This is a genomic window from Microcoleus vaginatus HSN003, assembly GCF_022701255.1.
GTDB classification, from domain to species: domain Bacteria; phylum Cyanobacteriota; class Cyanobacteriia; order Cyanobacteriales; family Microcoleaceae; genus Microcoleus; species Microcoleus vaginatus_B.
In genome coordinates this window covers 3,691,544-3,716,095 of sequence record NZ_CP031705.1, presented here as the reverse complement: position 1 = coordinate 3,716,095, position 24,552 = coordinate 3,691,544, and the positions used below count along the sequence as shown (strand labels likewise).

19 protein-coding genes are annotated in these 24,552 nt (G+C 46.2%); 8 read left to right on the top strand and 11 right to left on the bottom strand.

What is annotated here, in order from left to right; all coding sequences use genetic code 11:
- Positions 1–79 precede the first annotated feature (79 nt).
- Positions 80–2,107, bottom strand: a complete 2,028-nt coding sequence (gene dnaG / locus D0A37_RS16080) for a DNA primase (protein ID WP_242715814.1) — start codon at positions 2,105–2,107, stop codon at positions 80–82.
- Between the two features lie 356 nt (positions 2,108–2,463).
- Here dnaG and D0A37_RS16075 point away from each other — a divergent pair, with 356 nt between their 5' ends.
- Positions 2,464–3,405, top strand: a complete 942-nt coding sequence (locus tag D0A37_RS16075) for an NAD-dependent epimerase/dehydratase family protein (RefSeq protein WP_242715812.1) — start codon at positions 2,464–2,466, stop codon at positions 3,403–3,405.
- A 459-nt stretch (positions 3,406–3,864) separates the two neighbouring features.
- On the top strand, positions 3,865–5,961 hold the full coding sequence (locus D0A37_RS16070; protein WP_242715810.1) for a serine/threonine-protein kinase: 2,097 nt from the start codon (positions 3,865–3,867) through the stop codon (positions 5,959–5,961).
- A gap of 85 nt (positions 5,962–6,046) precedes the next feature.
- On the opposite strand, the gene D0A37_RS16065 is transcribed toward D0A37_RS16070, so the two are convergent.
- On the bottom strand, positions 6,047–6,784 hold the full coding sequence (locus tag D0A37_RS16065) for a hypothetical protein (protein ID WP_242715808.1): 738 nt from the start codon (positions 6,782–6,784) through the stop codon (positions 6,047–6,049).
- Positions 6,781–7,107 carry an MgPME-cyclase complex family protein gene (locus D0A37_RS16060; protein WP_242715806.1) on the bottom strand — a complete coding sequence of 109 codons (327 nt, stop codon included), beginning with the start codon at positions 7,105–7,107 and terminating at the stop codon, positions 6,781–6,783. Before D0A37_RS16060 ends, D0A37_RS16065 begins: the two co-directional genes overlap by 4 nt.
- Before the next feature lie 114 nt (positions 7,108–7,221).
- Here D0A37_RS16060 and D0A37_RS16055 point away from each other — a divergent pair, with 114 nt between their 5' ends.
- The 3 genes from D0A37_RS16055 to D0A37_RS16045 all read left to right on the top strand — a co-directional run bounded on the left by D0A37_RS16055 (position 7,222) and on the right by D0A37_RS16045 (position 10,723).
- On the top strand, positions 7,222–7,428 hold the full coding sequence (locus D0A37_RS16055; protein ID WP_242715805.1) for a hypothetical protein: 207 nt from the start codon (positions 7,222–7,224) through the stop codon (positions 7,426–7,428).
- A gap of 379 nt (positions 7,429–7,807) precedes the next feature.
- Positions 7,808–9,016 (top strand): glycosyltransferase, encoded by a 1,209-nt coding sequence (locus tag D0A37_RS16050; protein ID WP_242715804.1) that lies wholly within the window; start codon positions 7,808–7,810, stop codon positions 9,014–9,016.
- 279 nt (positions 9,017–9,295) lie between these two features.
- Positions 9,296–10,723: an IS4 family transposase gene (locus tag D0A37_RS16045; RefSeq protein ID WP_242715793.1), complete on the top strand. Its 1,428-nt coding sequence runs from the start codon at positions 9,296–9,298 to the stop codon at positions 10,721–10,723.
- Between the two features lie 274 nt (positions 10,724–10,997).
- On the opposite strand, the gene D0A37_RS16040 is transcribed toward D0A37_RS16045, so the two are convergent.
- The 4 genes from D0A37_RS16040 to D0A37_RS16025 all read right to left on the bottom strand — a co-directional run bounded on the left by D0A37_RS16040 (position 10,998) and on the right by D0A37_RS16025 (position 15,585).
- On the bottom strand, positions 10,998–11,906 hold the full coding sequence (locus D0A37_RS16040) for an AAA family ATPase (RefSeq protein ID WP_242715803.1): 909 nt from the start codon (positions 11,904–11,906) through the stop codon (positions 10,998–11,000).
- Positions 11,907–12,102: 196 nt separating this feature from the next.
- Positions 12,103–13,058 (bottom strand): IS630 family transposase gene (locus tag D0A37_RS16035; protein WP_242715677.1). Its coding sequence is split into 2 segments (ribosomal slippage): positions 12,103–12,725 and positions 12,725–13,058, totalling 957 coding nucleotides; the frame shifts between segments, so codons are not numbered across the junction.
- A gap of 181 nt (positions 13,059–13,239) precedes the next feature.
- The gene (locus D0A37_RS16030; RefSeq protein ID WP_242715802.1) at positions 13,240–14,442 is read right to left on the bottom strand and encodes a bifunctional riboflavin kinase/FAD synthetase; all 1,203 of its coding nucleotides are present in this window, start codon (positions 14,440–14,442) and stop codon (positions 13,240–13,242) included.
- A gap of 240 nt (positions 14,443–14,682) precedes the next feature.
- A complete protein-coding gene (locus tag D0A37_RS16025; RefSeq protein ID WP_242715801.1) occupies positions 14,683–15,585 on the bottom strand; it encodes an MBL fold metallo-hydrolase in 903 nt (300 codons plus the stop codon).
- 1,116 nt (positions 15,586–16,701) lie between these two features.
- On the opposite strand from D0A37_RS16025, the gene D0A37_RS16020 reads away from it, so the two are divergent.
- A complete protein-coding gene (locus D0A37_RS16020; RefSeq protein WP_242715799.1) occupies positions 16,702–17,634 on the top strand; it encodes a hypothetical protein in 933 nt (310 codons plus the stop codon).
- On the opposite strand, the gene D0A37_RS16015 is transcribed toward D0A37_RS16020, so the two are convergent.
- Complete coding sequence (locus tag D0A37_RS16015) at positions 17,602–18,216, bottom strand: hypothetical protein (RefSeq protein ID WP_242715797.1); 615 nt, start codon at positions 18,214–18,216, stop codon at positions 17,602–17,604. The two genes, D0A37_RS16020 and D0A37_RS16015, sit on opposite strands and share 33 nt — an antisense overlap.
- Positions 18,217–18,745: 529 nt before the next feature.
- Here D0A37_RS16015 and D0A37_RS16010 point away from each other — a divergent pair.
- Positions 18,746–19,651, top strand: coding sequence for an alpha/beta fold hydrolase (locus D0A37_RS16010; RefSeq protein ID WP_242715795.1), 906 nt, complete (start codon positions 18,746–18,748; stop codon positions 19,649–19,651).
- 199 nt (positions 19,652–19,850) lie between these two features.
- Here D0A37_RS16010 and D0A37_RS16005 read toward each other — a convergent pair whose 3' ends face one another.
- Complete coding sequence (locus tag D0A37_RS16005) at positions 19,851–21,278, bottom strand: IS4 family transposase (protein WP_242715793.1); 1,428 nt, start codon at positions 21,276–21,278, stop codon at positions 19,851–19,853.
- A gap of 275 nt (positions 21,279–21,553) precedes the next feature.
- Entirely contained in the window at positions 21,554–22,078 is a 525-nt protein-coding gene (locus D0A37_RS16000; RefSeq protein ID WP_242715791.1) for a DUF4330 domain-containing protein, read from the bottom strand.
- Between the two features lie 378 nt (positions 22,079–22,456).
- Between D0A37_RS16000 and D0A37_RS15995 the strand changes: the two genes are divergently transcribed.
- Entirely contained in the window at positions 22,457–23,308 is an 852-nt protein-coding gene (locus D0A37_RS15995) for a M48 family metallopeptidase (protein ID WP_242715790.1), read from the top strand.
- A gap of 219 nt (positions 23,309–23,527) precedes the next feature.
- Here the strand turns inward: D0A37_RS15995 and D0A37_RS15990 are convergent, their stop codons facing one another.
- A complete protein-coding gene (locus tag D0A37_RS15990; protein WP_242715789.1) occupies positions 23,528–24,289 on the bottom strand; it encodes a metallophosphoesterase family protein in 762 nt (253 codons plus the stop codon).
- Positions 24,290–24,552 lie beyond the last annotated feature (263 nt).

Genomic DNA, 24,552 nt, shown 5'->3' with positions numbered 1-24,552 from the left:
CACAGTAATTAAAGACTTAGAGATAAAAAACCTAAATCTACGACTTTAATATTAGATTCACGGCTTTAGTCCTTAACTCCTAAAAATTCCCACTCCAAGGTACGGATGTTAAATCGTAAAAATTAACTTGACGCAGCCGCTCTAATTCCTTAAGCCATTCTTGTTCGGCACAGAATAGTTGATGATATTCTATAGCCTCTTCGCCACTGCTAGCGGCCTTGGCTTTTTGCCACATATTGAGTGCAATTCGGCGGCGCTTCATGCTGATAATTTGCTCGATACAGGCGAGGGCCGATCTAATGACTAGAGGGGCGCGATAAACGTTTCTTTCTGAGAACTCATTTAAGTGAAATAAATGCGAAATTTGATTTAGTTGATTCGGATATTCAATGAAGCTATCTTGCAATTTCAATATTAAGTCTGAAGGCGCTACTTGTAAAGACATTTTGTGCAATATTTCTGAATTCACAATCTGGTGCCACAAAAATCTGTGGTGAGAAAGGCTAAACTGCACGTCTCTAGCTTCTATTGCCTCTCTGACATCTTGGCGGTAGTCGGGACAGTGCAAATAAATCTGCAATAATTGCGCTTCTGCTTCTTCTAAAAGACTGCGGGCTACGGCAGATAAGCTGGATTGTGAGTTTTTGTTTTCGCTGCTTGCACGCTGTTTTTTATATTGTTTGTTCGGCTTAAGCTTGTTTCTAATTAACAGGGGCATTGTTAAAGATTCGTCTTGACTCTGCCGCTTTGCCCAATCGCTGACTACTTGATTGAGCAAGTTTTCAGCGATCATTTTTGTGAGTCTAAAATCTCCTTTACTGAGAATCTCGGCGCACTTTTGCAGGTAATGTGCTAGCTGATTATCGTCAGTGATATTGGTTAATAAATTAATTATTTTTTTGGTGACTTGCTGGGAAGTATCGGCTTGCTTCAAATCTTGATTGACGAGCATTTGTTGCAGTTGCCAGTCGAGCCACAACGGAGCATTTTCGAGCAATTCTCGATATTGTTCTGGCGAGTATGTTTTGAGATATTCGTCGGCATCTTTGCCGTCGGGAATGTTGAGTACCCGCAGTTGCACTTCTCCTTGATAAGCGAGTTTTTCTATTTCTCCAATCGCGCGTTCGGCTGCTTGAGTTCCTGCTTTGTCGGCGTCGAAGTTGAGGATAATTTGTTTGGAGTCTGTGTAGCGCAATAACTGCCGCACTTGGTTTAAACTTAAGGCTGTGCCGAGGGAAGCGACGGCGTTGGAGATGCCGGCGGCGTGAAGTGCGATCGCATCAAAGTACCCTTCTACCACCACTGCGCGATCGGCTTTGCTAATGGCTGTTTTTGCTGTATCTAAGGCGAATAAAGTTTTGCCTTTGTCGAACAGTTCTGTTTCGGGAGAATTGAGGTATTTCGGCTGTTCGTCGCCGAGAGCTCGGCCGCCGAAACCGATGACTCTGCCTTGGGTGTCGCGAATGGGAATCATAATGCGGTTGCGGAAGCGATCGTAATAACCGCTGCCGCCATTTTTTCGGGGTACAATTAATCCAGCTTGTTCGACTAACTGCGCCGGATAGTTTTTCTGTTCTACTAAATAACTGTAAAGTGCTTCCCAACCTTGGGGTGCATAACCTAATTGAAATTGTTGGATAGTTTCTTCGCTGAGCTGGCGCTCTGATTTGAGATATGCTAAGGGTTCTTCTCCTTGGGTTTGCCGCAAAGCGTGTTCGTAAAAGTTGGCTGTTAGTGCTGAGATTTCATAGAGTTGTTCGCGCAGAGAAATTTGTCGCTGCAATTCTTGTCGGTGTTCCGGTTCGACAGTTTTGACGGGAACTTGATAATTTTTAGCTAATTCTAATACTACTTCGCTGAAAGGGCGTTTCTCCAATTCCATGAGGAACTTAAAAGCATTGCCGCCTGCCCCGCAGCCGAAACAATAATACATTTGTTTGCCGGGACTGACTGTAAAGCTGGGAGATTTTTCGTCGTGAAAGGGACACAAACCTACAAATTCTTTGCCGCGTTTTCGCAACACGACGCGACCGGAAATAACGTCTACTATGTCGGCTCTTTGTTTGACTTCTTCGATTGTTTCTGGATGCAGCCGGGGAACTTGCATAGGGCTATTTTAGGGAAATTGAAAGTATAGCGGAAGGAAGAGGGAAGTTCGGCAACGGATTATGTAACGGATGTAACGGATGTCAGGAAGAAGGAAGAAGGAAGAAAAGCTAGGGTTTTAGCAAGTGAGAAAGTGTTAATCGTCTTAAGGATTGCTATATGTTTATTTTGAGATAGGGCAGTTTATTAAAGCACAAAACTGACTTTCAGGACTTGCACACAAAAACTCCAGCGTTCCGGTTTTTTGTACCAGGGTCGATGGGTGTTAATATGTGTTTTCTTTAAAAAACAGGTTTCTCCGTAAGGCATAACTTTATTGTAAGATATTTACACTAACTGTAAGGAGCATCGAAAATAATGCGAATTTTAATGATGGGCGGTACTCGGTTTATCGGGGTTTATCTTACTAAGATTTTAGCAGCACAAGGACATGAAGTGGTGTTGTTTAACCGGGGCAACAAGCCGGTACCCGTTGCGGGGGTAAAACAGATTCAGGGCGATCGCACAAATGTTGAACAATTGCAAGAAAAGTTATCGACGGTCGAGTTTGACGCGGTTTTTGACAACAACGGCCGCGAACTCAGCGATACACAGCCTTTAGCTGAAATATTTAAAGGGCGGGTGCAGCACTTTGTTTACATGAGCTCTGCGGGGGTTTATTTGAAGTCGGATCAAATGCCTCATATCGAAGGGGACGCTACTGATCCTAAAAGCCGGCATTTGGGTAAATGCGAAACCGAAAATTACTTGGCCACATCGGGTTTGCCTTGGACTTCGATTCGCCCGACTTACATTTACGGCCCCCAAAATTATAACGATTTAGAGGCTTGGTTTTTCGATCGCATTGTGCGTGATCGACCGATTCCGATTCCCGGTAACGGAATGCACTTCACGCAGTTGGGGCACTGTCAGGATTTGGCTAAAGCAATGGCGGCGGTTTTGGGCAACGAAAGGGCGATCGGGCAAATTTACAACGTTTCGGGCGATCGATTTGTCACCTTTGACGGTTTAGCACGCGCCTGCATTCAAGCTGCAGGCAAATCCCCTGATGCTATTAAGATTGTACACTACGATCCGAAACAATTTGACTTTGGCAAAAAGAAAGCTTTTCCGATGCGATTGCAGCACTTTTTTGCTTCAGTTAATAAAGCTGTTACCGATCTTAACTGGCAGCCGGAATTTGACTTACTTTCTGGATTGAAAGATTCTTTTCAGAATGATTACGTAGTTTCGGGACGCGACAAAGCTGAGATAGATTTTTCAGTCGATGATCAAATTTTGAAATCGGTTCAAAGTTAAGTTAGAGTGGGAGCATCCCCATGCCCGCAAAAATCTAGAACTCTACTCTAACCCTCCCCTTACTAAGGGGAGGGAACAAGCAAGAAAGCAAACAGACTGTCACAGTAAAGTTCGCACCGCGCGCCTTACATCGGAGCCAAAGATAGCTACTTAAAGGCGATCGCAAAACTCAACAACGGCACATCTGTAATGATTGAAACCCAACTTCTAAACCTGCCGACCTTGGGCAAGCTAGCTTTGTAAAATACAGTAACAACTGAGGGAACTAAATTACTGATTGAAGAACTGCATAATGGATGCCACCCTAAAATTGATTGTAGGGAAATTCAAACTCCCCACTTGTCGTTCGACCAATTCAAAAATTTAGATAGGCTATGTTAAAATTTTCAAAGGCGGAAGATTTGACAGCTTGGTTGGAAGCTAATTCTCCCAAAGACTAGGAAATATTAGGTGAATTTCATGCTTGGAATAACACTCGGCAATCGCTACAGTATTATCCGTCACTTGGGAGGCGGCGGATTTGCTCAAACTTATTTAGCTGAAGATAAGCAGCTACCAGGCAATCACCTCTGCGTCGTCAAGCAACTTAAACCTCAAGCAACTGATCCGGAAACTCTACAGGTAGCTAGACGTTTATTCGATACCGAAGCCCAAGTTTTGTACAAATTGGGAAATCACGATCGCATTCCCCGACTTTTTGCTTTTTTTGAAGAGAATCAAGAGTTTTACCTCGTTCAAGAATTTATAGAAGGTCACGATTTAAGTCAAGAAATTACGCCCGCTTCTCCTGGGAATGCGGGAGTCATGCAGGAAGATCAAGTCATTTGTATATTGCAAGAACTTCTGGAAATTTTAGACTTTGTACACCAGCAAAATGTAATTCACCGCGATGTCAATCCTCGTAATATTCTCCGCAGAGATCGAGACGGAAAATTAGTTTTAATTGACTTCGGCGCAGTCAAAGAAATTACTACTCAAATCACAACTCCTCAGCCCAAGAATAGCTTGAGTGTGAGCATCGGTACTCCCGGTTATATGCCCAGCGAACAATCTCACGGCAACCCCAAACTCAGCAGCGATATCTATGCCGTCGGTGCGATCGCAATTCAGTTCCTCACTGGCATAAATCCTCACCAAATGCCAAAAAACCCCGATACAGAGGAAATTATATGGCAGGACAAAACATCAGTCAGTCCTGAATTTGCGAAGATTTTAGATAAGATGGTAAAGTACGATTTTCGGCAACGTTATTCTAGTGCCGGCGAAACGCTGCAAGCTATTAAAGGATTGAAAAATTCTTTCAGCGGTACAGTTCCTGTATTGCCTCCGGTTGCTGCTGCGAATAAGCCTATAAAATCCCGAAAAAAACTGTATTTTAAAATATTGTCGATCGCCAGTTTAATTGGCATCAGTATTATAGCATCTATTTATGGTGTAAACACTTTTAATTCTGCCAATGCAACTGACCTGTACAACCGAGGCAATACTCTTTACAATTTAAGCCGATTTGAAGAAGCTCTGGCAGCTTACGAGCGAGCAATAACTCTCAGGCCGGACTACGCGGAAGTTTGGCAGGAAAAAGCCAAAACTTTATATGAATTGAAAAAATACCAAGAATCGCAGTCAGCTTATGATAAAGCCATAGAATTAAAGCCGGAATACTTGGAAGCTTGGACGGGACGCGGTTATGCTTTGGAGAAGTTGCAACAGTCTCAAGAGGCGATCGCATCTTTTGATAACGCTTTGAAAATCCAGCCCGACTATGCCGCAGCTTGGGAAGGCAGAGGCGATACTCTGTTAGATTCGCAGCGGTACGAAGAGGCGATCGCCTCCTACGAAAAAGCCGTACAATTTCAGCCTAACTTGTACCGTGCTTGGTACAATCTGGGACAAGCTCACCAAAAATTAAAACAGTACGAGCGAGCCGTAGAATCCTATCAAAAAGCAGTTGAAATTAAATTCGATAATTTTGAAGCTTGGTATAACTTAGGCAATATTTTCCTAGAATTAAACAAAAATAAAGAAGCTTTTGAAGCCTACGAAAAAGCCGTGCGGTTTCAGCCAAATTTTTATCAAGCCTGGTACAGTAAAGGCATCGCTTTGCTAAAAATGCGCCGATATGAAGAAGCGGTAGAAGCTTACGAAAAAGCTGTAAAATTAAAACCCGATTATTATCAAGCATGGTACAATTTAGGTTGGTCGTACCACGAATTACGCAAGTATGAACAAGCAATTGAGTGTTACAACAGAGCCTTAGATTTAAACCCGAAAGAATATCAAGCGTGGTACAATAGAGGCAATGCCCAGTACAATTTGAAACGGTACGAAGATGCGATCGCCTCTTACAACGAAGCCGTTTATGTCAAGCAAGACTACTCGGAAGCATGGTATAGCCGCGGTAATGCACTTGTAGCGGTAAAAAGATACGAAGATGCGATCGCCTCCTATGACAAAGCAATTCGCTACAAACCAGATTACGGAGCGGCAATAGAAGCAAAAAAGCGGGCAGAAAGTCAGCTAGGAAGCAGCCCGCTAGAATCCCAACCACAACAATAATTGTTATTAGTCCCCCCCTGCTAGGACGAGAGGCAAGTGTAGTAGCGATTTCCAGATCCGAATGATCGTGGGGGTAGGTTATCTTTTAGCGAACAGCGGGAGCAATTACGGTAACTCGGCGGCTGTCTACTAACATCGGCCAAAAACCTCGATCGCTCAATGCTTTTACCGCAGCAGTAGCGGCGTTTTGATCCGTTGTATAAGCGACGAATAAAAAGGGACGCTGGCCGTAGGAAGCTAAGCCTACTTGCGTGCCTAATGCTTGCCTGACTTGGGTGGCTAATTCCGGTTGGTTGAAGTAATCGACTAACACTGCATAACCAGGCCCCAGGGGTTGGGGATTAAAGGCAAGATTGCCCGTTGAAGGATTAGTGATGGGTTCAGAACCTGGTGCTGGCTGAGGGTTGTAGACTGGCAAATTTTGCGGTAGTGCCGCTGCGGGCGATCGTACTACGTAAGCTTGTAATCCGACAACATCTTCGATGTATTTAACCCAATCGCTGGCGATTTGCGAGTCCCGAAAGCCACCAACTCGCGTCACCGTGTCATTGATGTACCGACAAACTGTGTTGTTAGTATTTCCAGGGAAAGAGCGTTTTGCTCTTTCTTGCTGTTCGGGGGTTGTGGTGACAATTAACAGTAGGTATTCATCGGGCTGAGGCGGTTGGCAGCTCGATTGAGCTTTAACAGAACTCGATAAAATTGTCAAGACTAAAAGGGCGATCGAAGTAGCAGAAAATAGGGGAAGAGACAAAATAAATTTGTACAATTTACCCCTAATTGTTGTTAGTTTTTGCGTCGGATATTCTGCTATTTTATTCATGCTGTCTGTAGGGAGGCGAGGGCATCGGGAATAGTTGGTGATGGTGCTTGAAATTCACCTGTCAGTACATATTCTAATCGCAGTTTCAACCAAGTGATGAAGACAGGATCGATAGAAATAATAGCGGCGGCTGGCTGAGGGCATTTTGCTTTAACTTCTGCCATTGTCGGTGCTTCTAGGAAAGCGGGCTGTTTGACCAACCAGAAGTCTATTTCCTTTTCTTGTTCGTTGTAGTTGCGAGTTCTTTCTTTAAACACTTCATCTAGGGCTTCTTCTTCTAGCAAAAAGCGTTGGCTGGCTAAAACGTAGTAGTAGGTTTGCATTTTTCTCGGTTGTTAGGGGTTGACGGTTAGCGGTTTATGCCGCCTGTATCTGCCAGTTTTGCTGGTCAGGGGCTGGTTGACCGAGTTGCGGTCGTTGGAGAGTTCTAGACTCTTGTGCCGTTTACTTTACCTTATTTGCTGTCATCTTGGGTAGATGCAGAGCAAGTCGCCTCAGAAAAATCTTTGGTGGTGAGAGTTGGGGGAGTTGTGAGAGTTGCGAGAGTTGCCACTTGTTGGGGGATTTGGGCGATTATTTTTCGGGCTGCTGATTTTTGGGAAAATTTAGGTGACAATAGGAAATTAGATGGAATTGCACGTTGAATAATTACCAATTATTGAGGCAATCTGGGGCTGTTAAACCTGATTGAGAGTGATTTGCAGATGAAAACACTTCGGACAGTTTTTGATTGCGAACCCTAAAAAAAGGCTTTCAGGTGATAAAAATACTCGCGGGAAAATCAAAGGTTTGTGACTACTACCTAAAAATAGTCTTTACTATTGTAGTGAAATGTAAAATGTGTGGATTGATTTGCTCTGACCGAAATAGCCCTCACCCCGCTGTCACTTCCCCGTTTTGCCAAAAGCGATCGCCCTCCGCCCATGCTCCAATAAGCTCAACAAATCAGCTAAATTTGTTTTCCAAGGAATGCAGCTAAAGGCTAAACTAATCTAAGTTTTACCATAAAATTTTCTCCCCTTCATGAACATCGCTTATTTAGTCAACCAATATCCCAAAGTCAGCCACAGCTTTGTCCGCAGAGAAGTGCTAGCAGTTGAAAATTGCGGCATGAAAGTCGCACGTTATTCGATCCGATCCTGCGAGTCAGAACTCGTGGATGAGGCCGACAAACTAGAGCAAGAATTGACTAAAGTAATCTTAGGAGTTGGTGTACAGGGGTTAGCGTGGGCTTTGCTGCGCGTTGCCGCAACTAGACCCATTCGATTCATCGAAGCTGTGCGGTTAATGTTCAAAGTTGGCTGGCACTCGGAACGGGGGATTTTGCTGCATCTAGCTTATTTAGCCGAAGCTTGCATTCTTTTAAATTGGTTTGCAGAATCGGGTACAGCACACGTTCACGCTCACTTCGGGACAAATTCCACAACAGTCGCAATGTTGTGCCGCGTGCTTGGCGGCCCGACTTACAGCTTCACCGTTCACGGCCCTGAAGAATTTGATAAAGCAACACTTATTTCGTTAGACGAAAAAATTAAGCGATCGACCTTTGTAGCAGCAGTTAGTTCCTTCGGTAAAAGTCAGCTTTTTCGGTGGTGCGATCGCACTTTTTGGTCAAAAATTCACGTCATACACTGTGGTGTAGATGCTGCATTTTTAGCTGCACCCTACGTCCCCATACCCGCAGCACCCCGCTTAGCTTGTGTTGGGCGGCTCAGCGAACAAAAAGGTCATTTGTTGTTGCTAGAAGCTGCTAACTTGCTAGCAGTTCAAGGCTTAGAGTTTAAGTTGGTACTGGTAGGAGACGGGCCACTGCGATCGGATATTGAACAGCAGATTCTGCAACTCGGCCTGCAAAACCATATAGAAATTACCGGCTGGGCCAGTGGCGATCGAGTTCAGCAAGAGATTTTAGCTTCACGGGCAATGGTATTGCCGAGTTTTGCTGAAGGTTTGCCCGTCGTAATTATGGAAGCCCTCGCTCTCAATCGGCCCGTAATTAGCACTTATGTTGCTGGCATCCCGGAGCTCGTAGAACCCGGTGTTTGCGGTTGGTTAGTTCCTCCCGGTTCCGCAGAAGCATTAGCCGTAGCAATGCGCGCGGTATTGGAAGCACCTGTAGAAAAACTAGAAGAAATGGGGAAAACAGGAGCCGAGAGAGTTGCTCAACAACACAATGTTGATTTAGAGGCCAAAAAATTAGTGGCGCTGTTTGAGAGTGCTATTAAGCCGTGATTAAAAAAGTAGTAAGGCAATGCTGTTTCCCTACCCCAAAATAATCATTAGCCCCCCTCGGATATAACTCAATACGCTTGGGTTAAAACTGTTTATTCCTCGGAGATCCCCCTCGCATCCCCCTTAAGAAGCTATGCCTTACTCACATCTTTCTTAACAAAGGCGCTCCGGCTCAAGCCGGAGCGACCTCCGGGCGCTCGCTCCCTTGGAGTAGGATTGACAACCAGGAACCGAATCAAGTAAGCCTGAAATTACGGTATCAGAGGCGAGTGAGGAACTATGACGGCAGAATGGGCAGTAGCAGAACTACAATTTGCTTGTTTAGGCGATCGGCGTCGCCAGAAAAGACTGGTGCGAATTGTCTCAGACTTAGCCTCACAGCCCCATGCCACTGTGCCACAAGCATCAGGGGATTGGGCAGCCACCCAAGGGGCTTATGACTTTTGGTCATCTCCACGAGTCTCGTCAGATGCGATTCGCCAAGCCCACCAAAGAAGTACCATCGAACGAATCAAAGTACACCCAATGGTTCTGGCGATTCAGGACACCACAGAACTGAATTTCACCCACCATCCCAGCAAGAAAGGAATGGGACACTTGGATAGTGCCACCAGTCGGGGTCTGAAAGTTCACTCAGTATTTTGTAGCTCTGCCAATGGAGTACCATTAGGAGTGTTGCACCAACAAGTATGGGCGCGAGATCCTGCGACTATTGGTAAGAAGCATTCCAGAAATCAAACCGAAACCAAAGACAAAGAAAGCCAACGTTGGTTAACAGCTCTTGATGCGACCCAGAAGGTGATGCCAGAATCAATTACTGTACTAACGGTAGCCGATCGCGAAGCCGACATCTATGACTTTTTAGCGACTGAAAGACCTGAGAATTCTCAGTTGTTAATTCGCGCCTATCACAACCGTCAAGTCAAGAACTCTGATGGTACAAAAGAAGTAGAGCGACTACAAGGTGCGATCGCCAAAGTACCGATCGCCGGACAACTGGACTTGGAATTGCGAGCTAATCCGCAGCGAGAAGCTCGTAAAGCGACTCTGAACCTGCAGGCTACAACAGTCGAAATTCTACCTCCTCAAAGCCACCCTCACCACCAAAATTTACAGCCGCTGACAGTGCAAGTGATTCTGGCTAGTGAAAACAACCCACCGACCACAGAGAAGCCTGTAAGCTGGTTGTTATTGACCACCTTGCCCATTAATGGTTTCTCTGATCTTGTCCAGTGCTTACGCTGGTACAGTTACCGTTGGTTAATCGAACGCTATCATTACGTTCTTAAAAGTGGATGCGGTTTAGAACAGCTACAATTAGAAACTGCCGAGCGCATCGAACGGGCAATCTCAACCTACACAATTGTGGCATGGCGGTTATTGTGGATGATTTACGAATCTCGTCATCATCCTGAGCTGGGAGGGGACACCATTCTCGAAACCCATGAATGGCAAGCACTTTACTGCACAATTCATGGGACTCCTATCCCTAGTGAATCACCCCCAACTTTAAGTAATTGCATTCGTTGGATTGCAAAATTAGGTGGATTTTTAGGACGTTCATGTGATGGTGAACCGGGTGTCAAGACCCTGTGGCGAGGCTGGCAACGTTTGCATGACATTGCTGGTACATGGAAATTAGTTTCCACCCATTCCCCCCCGGATGTCAAGCCTGATTTTGTTAAGAAAGATGTGAGTAAGGCATAGCTTAAGAAGGGGGACTTTGAGTAAGTTCTTGTCCCCCCCTTCTTAAGGGGGGCTAGGGGGGATCTGGCTTAACTGAACCGTATTGGGATATAACTCTCGCCCTATTAATGGTAGGGAAACGGCAGTGCCGTTTCCTGACTGTAGGTAATATTAATTCCGATGCCACCGGATTTGATATAACAAGGGCGGGCATCAGGCCTATCCCATAATGAAATTCATTATGGGATAGGCATCTTGCCTGTTCCTTTAATTAAAGCAACCTACTTACAAACTTTTAAGGAATAGGAACAGAGCGCAACAACTTGTCAACAATTGCCTTAGCCCTCCTTCCGCCCGCCGGAATCAAACGGTGAGACAGTACGTGCGGCGCCACATACTTAACATCATCATCAGTAGCAAAATCCCGGCCCTCCATAAATGCCAAAGCTTGGGACGCCCGGTGCAAAGCCACCGCACCCCGGGGACTCACCCCCAGAGTAATCTCCTCATCTTCCCGCGTCGATCGCACCAAATCTACAATATACTGTTTCAAAGACGCTTCTACCTTCACACCAGCGCACAAACGGCGCAATTCCTGCACCTGTTCCAAAGAAATACAAGGCTGCAAATCTTCCACTGCAAAACTATCAGAAAGCCGTTCCAACATTTGCAACTCTTCCAACGCAGCGGGATAGCCCAAAGTCAAAGACAAAGTAAACCGATCCATCTGCGCTTCCGGTAGCGGAAAAGTGCCTTGATATTCGATCGGGTTCTGAGTCGCAATCACAAAAAACGGCGTCGGAACAGTTCGAGAAACTCCATCTACTGTCACCTGCTTTTCTTCCATCACTTCCAGCAAAGCTGACTGAGTTCGCGGCGTCGCCCGATTGATTTCATCAGCAAGCAAAACATTAGCAAACACGGGCCCGGGCAAAAACTCAAACTCTCCGCTGCGCGGATTCCAAATATTAGTACCGGTGACATCCGTCGGTAACAAATCGGGAGTGCACTGAATCCGCTGAAACTTGCCATCGATCGATCGCGCCAAAGACTTCGCCAGCAGCGTTTTTCCCACACCGGGCACATCTTCCAGCAGCGCGTGTCCACCCGAAAGCACGGCTACCAATACCAAGCGAATAGCATCGGCTTTGCCAACAATAGTCTTGCCTAAATTTTGTTTGAGCCGTTCAATATGTTGTCTCATATCCCTGATTTCTAATTGTTAATTGCTAGTTGCTAATTGTTGATCAAACATCAAATTGCCCAAATCTTGAGTCTTTGCCTTGTGGACTTCGGATTTGTACAACTAGAATTTAGTCTGACTCATCTTGCACCATTTTTAAAACCGATCGCCCGTTCTAGATCACATAATTATTAGACTTTAGCAGCTATAGCATTTCTTACAAAGGTGAGGTACAATAACAGCAGTGAGTAAACCAATTCCAAATATTTGCTGATGTAACTTCACTAAATGCAAACTCTATGGCTTTTGCTAACTCTTTATAATTAGGTGTCTTGATAGAACGGAGAATATTTTTAAGTTTTGACCATAAATTTTCAATTGGGGAGAAATCCGGCGAATAGGGCGACAAGTATATTAATTTAGCCCCTTTTTTTTGGATGGCTTTTTCTACTTCTTCTCCGGTATGAATAGTACAATTATCCATGACTACACAAGCACCTTTCCATAACTTTGGCACTAATTTTCGGATAATAAAAGCCTCAAATGTAATTGCATCAGTTGTACCTATTAAATTAACTGATGTTAGGACTTCTTTGACCGATATAGCTCCAATTATTGAGACATTTCTTCCGCGTTTATTCGGTTTTGATCCCTTGGCTCTTGAACCTTTTAGAGATCGAGCATATAACCTAACCATTGCCAAGTTTACTCCACATTCATCAATGAATATTAAGTCTTTGAAACAAACTTCTCTAATTTTTTGCCAGAACTCGTATCGCAGGTTCTGAACCCTGTCAGTGCCTTTGTCTGACGGGAAAAGAGTTTTTTTTTCAAAGTCATGTTTAAGAGTTTTGCCATTCTTCCCATCGTTGCTACGCTGATGGTAAAACCAATTTTTTGGTACAGTAAATAACGGAGTTCTTCGAGAGTTGCATCATTGTTTGCTTCAATCAATTCCGCTAAAATTAGCAGTTGTTCTGCATTCAGTTTTAATTTGACTCCACATCGCTCAGTGCGAGGAGCAATGTTTTGGGTGTCACGATACTGTTTAACCAATTTTTGGACAAAACTTAGGGCTACACAAAAACGGTTAGCTATTGCTCTTTGTGACAGCGGTTCATTATGGTACACATCCATAATTTTTTGTCTAAAATCAATCGAATAAGTTTTCATTTTTACTAATGCGTGATCCTTGCTAAAATTTGAGATAGTTGTCATTCTAGTGACTGCTGCGGGTCGAGGGACTACTGCTCGAAGATCGCCCTATTTAATTAGAGCTGTATAACATTTTGAAGTTCTATATTTTTCACTCCGTTTAAGTCAGTTATATTATACCTCATCTTTCTAAGAAATGCTATAATACGCTTCTAGCAATATCGCAATCTGCCTGAATTTGAGTTTTGAGAGCATCCAGAGAAGCGAATTTTTGTTCGGGTCGCAAAAACTCTACTAAACTCGCGCTCAAGGTTTGACCGTACAAATCCCCAGACCAATCTAACAGGTGAACTTCCACAGTGGGTTGCAGCCCCTCTACCGTCGGGCGACAACCAACATTCATCACCCCATTGACAAAAGATAAATTTGATGCTGTGCCGGGAATTAGAGATTTGGGATTTTCCTGCTGATAGGAAGAACTTCCATCTTTCATCTTTTCCCACCCATGCTTTACCGAAACTCGCACCGCGTACACGCCAAAACGTGGCAAAAATTTTTCCGGCGGCAGTTCGATATTGGCAGTAGGAAATCCGATCGTCCTACCCAGCCGCTGTCCGCCAACCACAGTCCCGACTAAACTGTAAGGTCGCCCCAGCAACTGATTCGCCCTTGTGAGGTCGCCGCAGGCCAGACCTTCGCGGATTGCAGAACTGCTGATCCGATCGCCCTCACCGCAATTGTGCAGAGGTACAAGAGCAACATCAATACCGTAACCCGACGCGATCGACTGTAAATCCACAGCCGTTCCAGCGCGTCCCCGTCCAAACCGAAAATCAACCCCCACACTAATTCGACTCGCTTTTAGTTGCCGCACCAAAATTTCCTCGACAAACTCAGAAGCAGTCAAAGCCGCCAATTCTCGATCGAACGGCAGCAGCACAAGTTGCTCGACGCCCATTGCTGCGAGCAATTCTACCTTTTCTGCCAGAGGCGTCAGCAGTTTTTTCGGTTGACCCGTAAAAAATTCTTGCGGGTGCGGATCGAATGTCACCACAGTGCCGTAAAGTCGATCGACCCCCTCAGAATCGCCACCAGAGATGCTGTTGCCGTCTGCCTTAGGGCCTATCAAACCCTCGAAATTATGGCGGCTGCCGGCTCGATCCAGCGGTGCTGCTGAGTCGTTGTAGCAGGTCGCCGGAGGTTCGCTTTCCAAATTTTCATCTCTGCCAGCGTTGGAGCGCAAGTTTTGCCCCGACGCAATAACCGTCGCAGAATTTTGCTCAGGCGATCGATTTAAAATTGGCTGCACGACTTGTCGATGCCCTAGGTGCAAACCATCAAAGTTTCCCAAGGCAACAGAAGTTGGAGTCAGAGCAGCGGTACAAGAAGAAGTTACCCACACGCTTAAAATTTTGCCATACTTAGCCAGATTGCGATCGCCAGTCGATGTTAGATTTTAGATTTTAGATTTTAGAATTGACTCCACAGATAAATCTGGAAGCTTGAACTAGGGTCTAAACTTTTTGGTTTTCCACGACAGAAGTACGTGGCACGGTATCCGTCCTTGAGTGAGGTCAGCCCTCGCTTAAATTTCAGATTTCACAGATCAAGATTTCAGAACCATCTGACAAGCTCAAATCCCTCAGACAGACACTTGAGACGCTTGCACCGACGCTTCAGACCAATCGTTATCAGGAGGCAGCAATTGTAACGACAAACCTTCCCGCGCCATCAAACTATTCGGGAACCTTTGAGCCACTTGTTCTCCCACCCTGTCTAAAAACTCGTCATTGTGCAGCGGGTCGTGGTGAAAAATCACCAACTTTTTGACATTAGCAGCCTTTGCCACCTTCACCGCTTCCTGCCAAGTCGAATGTCCCCAGCCGACCTTGCTGCTCTTCTCCGCATAATACTCCTCATCGGTATAAGTAGCATCGTAGATCAGCACCTCAGCATCCTGAGCCAAATGCAGCACATTTTCGTCTAAACGATCGGGAAAATGTTCGGTATCCGTCACGTAAGCAGCCGAATACCCGCGCCAGTTTACGCGGTAGCCTATAGCTTCCCCGGGATGGTTCAGCAAAGCAGTTTCCACCTTAATATCTCCGATTTCCAGCGGTTGGCCCACTTCTATATCGTTAAATTTCAGGTCTGCCCCCATAATTTGCAGGGGCACGGGAAAATTGGGGTGCAGCATCTGGTCGTGGAGGCGCTGCTGGATAGTAGCCTTATTAGGAGCAATAGCCCCATAGATGTGAAAACTATTCCCCGGAATAAAAGCTGGGACAAAAAATGGGAATCCTTGAATGTGATCCCAGTGAGAGTGAGTAAAAAACATATGAGCTTTTACGGGCATCTGGGAAAGGAGAGTTTGTCCCAAAACCCGCAATCCAGTACCACCATCAAAAATTAGGCGACTGTCACCCACTCGCATTTCTACACAGGGCGTGTTGCCCCCGTAACGTACTGTTTCTGCCCCGGGAGACGCTATGCTACCTCTAACGCCCCAGAAGTGAACCGTGAATTGGTTTTGCATACTAGACATGGGTTTTCTTGCAAGATTGTTCCGGCGAGTTATCGGTAAGGTGTTGACATATTACTAAGGGCTTTACCATCAAACCCAAGTTCTTTAACGGTCGAGTTCCCCACTTGTTGGAAGTGCCAAGAGTCTCGCTCATCGCGAGAATGCAAAACTGTTGGGCTTGACAATTGAGCAAGAAATTACAAGGTAGACTAATCAAGTCTCGATCGTAACTATTCTTTTCCTCTATTCACTAGCCTAACCTCCCCAGACACACTTTGGGGCAGCAGTGCTGTCTGAGTTTGGTCAAAAGCCGCTGTTTTTCCAGCCTCTGCACTTGCCGAACACGATCGCGCGGTTGGTTGTTTGCCTTGCGGCTTTACGGGTTGGAACGCGGATGAGGGCTTTCCTGCTATCTAGTCCGGTCGATCGACCATAATATGCTAGGTTGCGGGGCAGTTTTACGCCGATATCTGGCTGATCTTGCCGATCGGGCGTGGACGGGCCTCTACAATAATGACGGTTAATTTACCCGACTTGAGATCCTCCCGGCATCGAACCCCTGCCCATGAGCATCCGGGACTCGTTTTTTGCAGAACCCGGTTTAATTAACTCAACTCCCATTAATTCAAAAATCTTAGCAGTTTAGGAATGCTCCTGCTATTAATTATCCGCCAAGATTGTCGGGATTCTGGGCCCGCCAAGAGGCTGCGGTTCGTCCCGCTAGCGGTTAAGCTGAACCCAGCCTCATCTGACACCGGGGTAGCAGCGACATTCCCAGCCAGCAGGCAAAAGGCTTAATTTTCCTCGTGCATTTCTTGGCGGATGAATGGAATCACTTAAAATTCCCCTATTTTCTGAAATTAAAAAAATTCGGTTTTTTGCCATCAGCTTAACTTCGATCAATCTTCTGTCTCAAGAGTGATGCAAAAATATTTGCTGTTAACCTGTGGTGCTTTTCTCAAAAATCTTCAATAGCCATATTTTTGGTAATGATTTCTCGGAATTCGGCGCCGTTGCGGTACTCGCCAGGGGTTTAAATTTCCGATATCATAGAGTCTGAGACTCTTGTTTACCGAGAATCTAAATCAGTGCTAAAAACGCCTGGATAACTTTAAGTTATTTTTCAAAAAAGTCAGTATGAATCAAGTTAAAAAAAATACCACAAAGCTGAATCGATCGCCTGTGAAAGTACCCGATCGCACTTTGCAACTCGAATCGCTCCCCTTGAGCGAATTGTCCTTAGAAATGACTGATGGCCAAGCTTTGAGGGAATTTAGTTCGGACGATCGCCCGCCGGGAACCCCAACAGCCACAAGCCGGACTGCCGAAACCAGACGCCAGAGGGTAGATGGCAAGAGCGAGTGGACCCGATCGCCTGTGTATTCTACTGCTCTTCTCAAGTGGCTGCTAGAACGTTTGACTCGATCAAAAGGTTGGCTGGCAGTTGTCACCCTGGCAGGAGTTTGGGGGTGGTGGAACAGTGAGTTACTGTTTTCCACAGGCCTGGGGATAGCAGCGATGATGTTGGTTTACCGAGGGCAGTCGTGGGACTGGCAATTGCTGCGATCGAAAGGCGAGCAATTTTGGGAGGGCCCGAACCGCCGATTTGTTTTAGCCGTGGGTACGGGTGGCATTGCTACCTTGAGCGCTTACATGAGTTTGGGGATTTGGGCGGACTCTGATAGCCCTTGGATGGCTTTGAGCCTGATTTTGCAAAATTTGGGGACGATCGCGATTGCAGGGCTGTTGCTGCGGCAAGCGTTGAGTCGGAGGGCCGCAAAAGATGAAGTGGCGCTCGATCGCATTGTGGCGGATTTGACTGATGCTGACCCCGTGAAGCGTTTGATTGCAGTGCGACAAATGACCGATTTGGTGAATAAGGGTGGGTTTGGTCCTGTGAGTTCAGTCAAAAGTTCGATCGCCCGTTCCCGCGCTGCTGAGTGCTTTCGCCTGATGCTGAGTCGGGAACCAGAAGCTTTAGTCCGCAATGCCCTTCTCGAAGGTTTGCAGACTTGGGATGCTACTTATGGCTTGCCTTTAAAATCCAAACGTCAAGTCATCGACTACTAGCTGACCGTCAAAAGCGTAAAAAGTAATTTTATGAATATTCGGAGCTTTTACGCGCAGGGGAGCCCTTGGGGCGATCGGAGAATTAGACCCGACCAGATTGGGCGCCGGCATTTCATCCTGAACAATTGGGTTGCCGTCGATGTCGCAAGCAGATAAAACTGTTCGCCGGGAACTGGTGACAAGTCCTGACACGCTGCGAACTGGATACTTAAAACTTACTTCTATCAGTCCGCTTTTGGGGGCTCCCATTAACACTGTTGCCGCAGATCCCTTAAAAAATGCTGGGTTTGAAGGTTGGATGGCGACGGCATTGGTAAAAGTCACCCCCCAATGTGCAAACTGGTGTTCTACTACTTCAAAGCATTTCAAGTCTTCTAAAGCTACGCGGACGATCGCCGGTACGGTGGCGCGCGATCGCACCTCTGAGCCTGCGCCTGAGCGTTCTGGAATGGCAACAACCGACTTTTTGCCGTTTAAGTCCATGCTTCGACAGGCTGTATCAAACTCTGCAAACCCGTCCGATTGAAGACTTTTCGCATCAACCATAAAACCCTCGTGATCCCGTTTCCTGAGCAGTTGCATTTTAGTAGACCTCCCTGAGATTAGTTGTTTCTTGTGTTTGGGAATTGATAACGGCGGTGTCCGTGATTGCCAAACCTGCAATTAGGAATCGAAACCCCATCGCCCGCCCTGCAACAAGGACTTTCGACCTCAAAAGCCACTGCTCCGCAAAATATCGTGATTAATGATTCGTGATTGGCCAGCGTCGGCCAACCTGCCGCCTGCCTGAAAGCGAGTTCTAATACTCCTGCTTTCCGAGCGCCTGCTATCCGGGTTGGCAAACAGACTCTATTTTGGTGAGGGGTCTTACCCATCATTTTGCTATTATCTCCGATCGGCGGTAGTTTGCAAGGCTGAGAGTAACTACACAGGCGAATTGCCCAAATCGCAAAACTTACTTGCTGTCTGTAGTTTCCCGCTTCACCTGTACTAAAATAGATTTAAATCATTACTCAATCTTTACAAAAACGCCACCAGCTTTGCAAGTTTTTTAAACAAGGACGGGGCGGCGCAAAAGAATCTAAAATATAACAGCGATTCAGGTTAGTTTATGCTTGTACCCATTGGCTTCGGTCAGCGATCAATAGTTACTTCTCTCGGCAGAATGGTTTACTACACTGCTGAAAAAATGCCTTGGATGGGGTTGCCGACCTCAACTTCGGAAAATCAACCAAACTTAGTATTTTTTCACGGTTTTGGTGGCGGGTCGAGTGCCTACGAATGGTCGAAAGTTTATCCGGCTTTTGCGGCAGAATACCGAATTTTAGCACCTGATTTAATCGGTTGGGGGCGATCGGAACATCCGCAGAGAAATTATCAAGTTGAAGATTATATCACAACTTTGATTGAATTTCTAGAAAAAACTTGCGGCAGTCCAACAGATGTGATTGCTTCTTCGTTAACGGGGGCGATCGCGATTCGAGCTGCGATCTCACGGCCGGATCTCTTCAAATCCCTGATTTTGACCATACCCAGCGGTTTGTCGGACTTCGGACAAGATTACGGCACCAGTTTCTTCGCTAAGCTAGTGGGCACGCCGATTTTAGACCGCTTGCTCTACAGTACCGGAATCGCCACAGACGGCGGCATCCGTAGCTTCCTAGAACAACGCCAATTTGCCGATTCGCGTCGCATTTACCAAGAAATTGTTGATGCTTACCTCGCATCTGCTTTGGAACCAAATGCAGAATATGCCGCCCTGTCTTTTGTGCGGGGAGATTTGTGCTTTGATTTGTCGCTGTACATTACTCAGCTAACAACACCGACAGCGATTATTTGGGGAGAAAAATCGCAGTTTACCGGGCCCGATATCGGCCAACGGTTGGCCAACCTCAACCCCGAAGCAATCAAAGTTTTTCAACGTCTGGACAACGTAGGTTTGACTCCGCAGTTAGAAATTCCCGCTGTCACGATTGGCTTAATTCGGCAATACTTAAAATTGCTTTCGGAAAAGTGAAGAAGTTCGGCAACGGATTTTTTAACGGATGCAGGTTCCAGGTTCGAGGGAAGAAGGAAGATTAATTCCCCACTACCCATAGATATCAACTTAATCCTAAAGAGCGCTGTATCTCTCGTTTATATCCAAGTCTAGATCCCCCTAAATCCCCCTTAATAAGGGGGACTTTGACAATAATCTTGTCCCCCCCTTTCTTAAGCTATGCCTTACTCACATCTTTCTTAACAAAATCAGGCTTGACATCCGGGGGGGAATGGGTGGAAACTAATTTCCATGTACCAGCAATGTCATGCAAACGTTGCCAGCCTCGCCACAGGGTCTTGACACCCGGTTCACCATCACATGAACGTCCTAAAAATCCACCTAATTTTGCAATCCAACGAATGCAATTACTTAAAGTTGGGGGTGATTCACTAGGGATAGGAGTCCCATGAATTGTGCAGTAAAGTGCTTGCCATTCATGGGTTTCGAGAATGGTGTCCCCTCCCAGCTCAGGATGATGACGAGATTCGTAAATCATCCACAATAACCGCCATGCCACAATTGTGTAGGTTGAGATTGCCCGTTCGATGCGCTCGGCAGTTTCTAATTGTAGCTGTTCTAAACCGCATCCACTTTTAAGAACGTAATGATAGCGTTCGATTAACCAACGGTAACTGTACCAGCGTAAGCACTGGACAAGATCAGAGAAACCATTAATGGGCAAGGTGGTCAATAACAACCAGCTTACAGGCTTCTCTGTGGTCGGTGGGTTGTTTTCACTAGCCAGAATCACTTGCACTGTCAGCGGCTGTAAATTTTGGTGGTGAGGGTGGCTTTGAGGAGGTAGAATTTCGACTGTTGTAGCCTGCAGGTTCAGAGTCGCTTTACGAGCTTCTCGCTGCGGATTAGCTCGCAATTCCAAGTCCAGTTGTCCGGCGATCGGTACTTTGGCGATCGCACCTTGTAGTCGCTCTACTTCTTTTGTACCATCAGAGTTCTTGACTTGACGGTTGTGATAGGCGCGAATTAACAACTGAGAATTCTCAGGTCTTTCAGTCGCTAAAAAGTCATAGATGTCGGCTTCGCGATCGGCTACCGTTAGTACAGTAATTGATTCTGGCATCACCTTCTGGGTCGCATCAAGAGCTGTTAACCAACGTTGGCTTTCTTTGTCTTTGGTTTCGGTTTGATTTCTGGAATGCTTCTTACCAATAGTCGCAGGATCTCGCGCCCATACTTGTTGGTGCAACACTCCTAATGGTACTCCATTGGCAGAGCTACAAAATACTGAGTGAACTTTCAGACCCCGACTGGTGGCACTATCCAAGTGTCCCATTCCTTTCTTGCTGGGATGGTGGGTGAAATTCAGTTCTGTGGTGTCCTGAATCGCCAGAACCATTGGGTGTACTTTGATTCGTTCGATGGTACTTCTTTGGTGGGCTTGGCGAATCGCATCTGACGAGACTCGTGGAGATGACCAAAAGTCATAAGCCCCTTGGGTGGCTGCCCAATCCCCTGATGCTTGTGGCACAGTGGCATGGGGCTGTGAGGCTAAGTCTGAGACAATTCGCACCAGTCTTTTCTGGCGACGCCGATCGCCTAAACAAGCAAATTGTAGTTCTGCTACTGCCCATTCTGCCGTCATAGTTCCTCACTCGCCTCTGATACCGTAATTTCAGGCTTACTTGATTCGGTTCCTGGTTGTCAATCCTACTCCAAGGGAGCGAGCGCCCGGAGGTCGCTCCGGCTTGAGCCGGAGCGCCTTTGTTAAGAAAGATGTGAGTAAGGCATAGCTTTCTTAAGGGGGGCTAGGGGGGATCTAGACTCTGCTAGAAGCGAGATTTATCATGAATTTTAGTCTGAATTTGACACCAATGACCACTGACAACTGTCAACTGTCAACTGACAACTGACTACTAATTATTCTTTCACTCGCACGTCGATAACGCTGGCGTTGAAAATGTACTTGTTGCCTTCAAGCTCTAGCGTAGTGCCAATTTTGACTTTCGTATTACCTAAAACCGGGCCATTTTCAGTAAGTTGACCTTTTCCCTCTAAGGTAAACATCATATTTTTGCTGAAAGATTCTTCTTCTCTGGGGTCGGGGAGAGCTTTCAGAGTGCCGTTGGGCTGAGGAACTGCTAGGGTTCTGGTGAGAGTTTTGACAGATTTGATGGTAATCTGACCGGAGGGTTGATTGCGGATCACCACATTGATTTTATCACCTGGTTTGAACAAATCTGGAACGTTTGTCCCTTTAAGACCGATCGCAATTGCATCAATCTCTACAGGTTTGACACTGGTGCCGACTTGGGCGACGGAACCGCCAGAAGTGCCGGGAAAGAAGAAGATTCCGACTGCAACTAGCAGTACGATCAGAGCGGCAGCTACGTCTAGAATGCTGAGTTTGCCGAACAGTCGGCCTTGAGAATCTAAAATTTTCATAATCGCCTATTATACTGATAGCGACAGGAGTATGTTTACAAGCTCAGGACTTACGCAGACATCGATGAAAAACAGATGCTGCTATTGCTGAGCTACCGCTGGCAATGACATACTTTATTGATGTGTAAGTCCTGAAGCTAAAAGATATTACCACAAGGATAGCCCAAAATCCGCATGACTTGGGCACTTAAAGCATAAGGCAGAAGGCAGTTGAGGGCGGTTGGTGGCCCAATTGCCGATCGCCCAGAAGCTGGTGGGGCGGTTAAAAATTGACAAAAAGCTAGAATAGCAACTAAGCAGCCTCAAATTACGTCTGCCTATTGAGTGACTTTTCGAGTATTTCCTCAAATTTTATCTAACTTCTCCCACGTATCAATCATGTTAAAAAGTTTTTGGTTGACTTGCCGGCGTACTTGTGGTAGGGGGATTTATCTGTTTCTGTCCCTGATGGTGGCTGCGGGTATTTGGGTGGTTTCCCCAGAACCGACTCAAGCATTTTCTTTGCCTGAACTTATTTTTCGAGGCATTCAAGTTATTCAATTGTCGAATATGTCCGATCGCCAAGAGGTGGCTATTGGCCGACAAATTAATCAGCAGTTAACGAACAGCCAGTTTAAGATTGACCGCGATCGGGACACTACAGAATATATCAACCGCATCGGTCAACGACTCGCTCAAGAAAGCAGTCGCCCAAATATTCCTTATACTTTTCAAGTGATTGACGACGACGCGATTAATGCTTTTGCAACTATGGGCGGTTTTGTTTATGTCAATAAAGGCTTAATGGCAGCGGCGGACAATGAGGCAGAATTGGCCAGTGTGATCGCCCACGAAATCGCTCACATTAATGCTCGCCACGCGATTCAACAAATGCGTCAAATGGCCATAGCTTCAGGTGTAGCTTCGGCAACTGGGCTCGATCGATCTCAGGCGGTTCAGATTGGGGTGGAATTGGCTTTGCGGCGCCCCCACAGTCGCCAAGCTGAGTATGAAGCCGATCAGTTGGGATTGCAAACTATGGGGCGAGCAGGCTACGCTCAATCTGGGATGGTTGATTTTATGAAAAAGTTGCTCAACAAGCCTTCTCCTCCGAGCATTTTGAGCACTCACCCGGCAACTGGCGATCGTATTGCTGCTATTTCACAGGCTATAGATCCGGAGCTTGCTAGCGGTGAAGGCTTGAATAATGAGGATTACAGGCTAGAAATCCGCAGACTTCTAGGTTCGTAGCAAACGTAAATCAGTCAGACACTCTCTTCTTTTCTCTTCTCTTCCCTTCTCTTTTCTTACTTCGCGCTCTAGCGCTAACGCGCCGCTTCGCTAACGCGTCTTCGCGGTTCCTTAAAAAATAAATCCAGTTACTAGGGTACGTCAGAAGCAGGTTAAGTTCGATTTAATAAATCGAACTTAAACTGACGTACCCTAAAACTACAAATTGATTTAACACTGCTATTGAACAACAGGGTCGATCGCAGGTTCCGGGGGTGCAATCTGCTGCTGCTTCAATTGTCTGACAACTTCGTCAAACGGCAAAATTCGGACTTGATTGTTAAATACATTTACTTGATAAACTCTGCGGTAGCTGAGGTCAAGTCCTGTAAGCCAGCCGCTTTTCGGATGATAAGCACCCGTGTCAATATCCAACCACCCTTCGCCCCTGACTAATTCGCCCGGTCTGACCCCATGAAAGGTAAAGGTGATCGTGTGACCAGTGATAATTAATTTATTGGGAAAATAGGGTTTCGACATGGTGTGAAATTCCCTGCGAATCCAACACAGTTGTTCGATCGATTGTTCCTCGATCGACAGATGGGGGTCAACGCCGGCGTGAACCAGCCAGATGTCCCCTAAGTCCCGGTACGTGGGGAGCGATTGCAGCCACTCTAAGTGTTTGTACGGCATCATCCCTGTATCTCTGTAGCTCGCTACTGTCGCATCGCCACCACTGTAGAGCCAAGATTGCCACGCTCGCATATCCATCGGCACCGCCGACAAAGCCTCCAGCATCAGTTGTTCGTGGTTGCCCAGCAGAGTTTGGTAGGGACTTTGCTGCACAAAATCTAATACCTGAGCGCTTTTGGGGCCACGATCAATTAAGTCTCCCAAAAAATAGACGCGATCGTTCGAGCTGGGGGCAAGTGCCTCTAGCAGGGTCATTAAGCCGTCGTAATGCCCGTGTACGTCCCCGATAACAATGCGCCGGTGCTCCATTGTGTTTATCCGCTTCCCTGACTCAAAACCCCAACCTCTAGCTTATAGCATCTGATTTTGCTGCTATTTGCCTCCCCTCTTTTACGGTGGAGGGGTGTCACCCATTATACTGCTTTGTATAAATGTCGTGTAAAGCTCGCCAGTCTCTGTTTGCGTAGCTATTGATAGAAACACAGGCAAGTTATATCAATTCCGGTTGCACTCTTCGATATGACTGTTGACCCTTCGACTTCGCTCAGGGCAACGCTGTTGACTGTTGACTG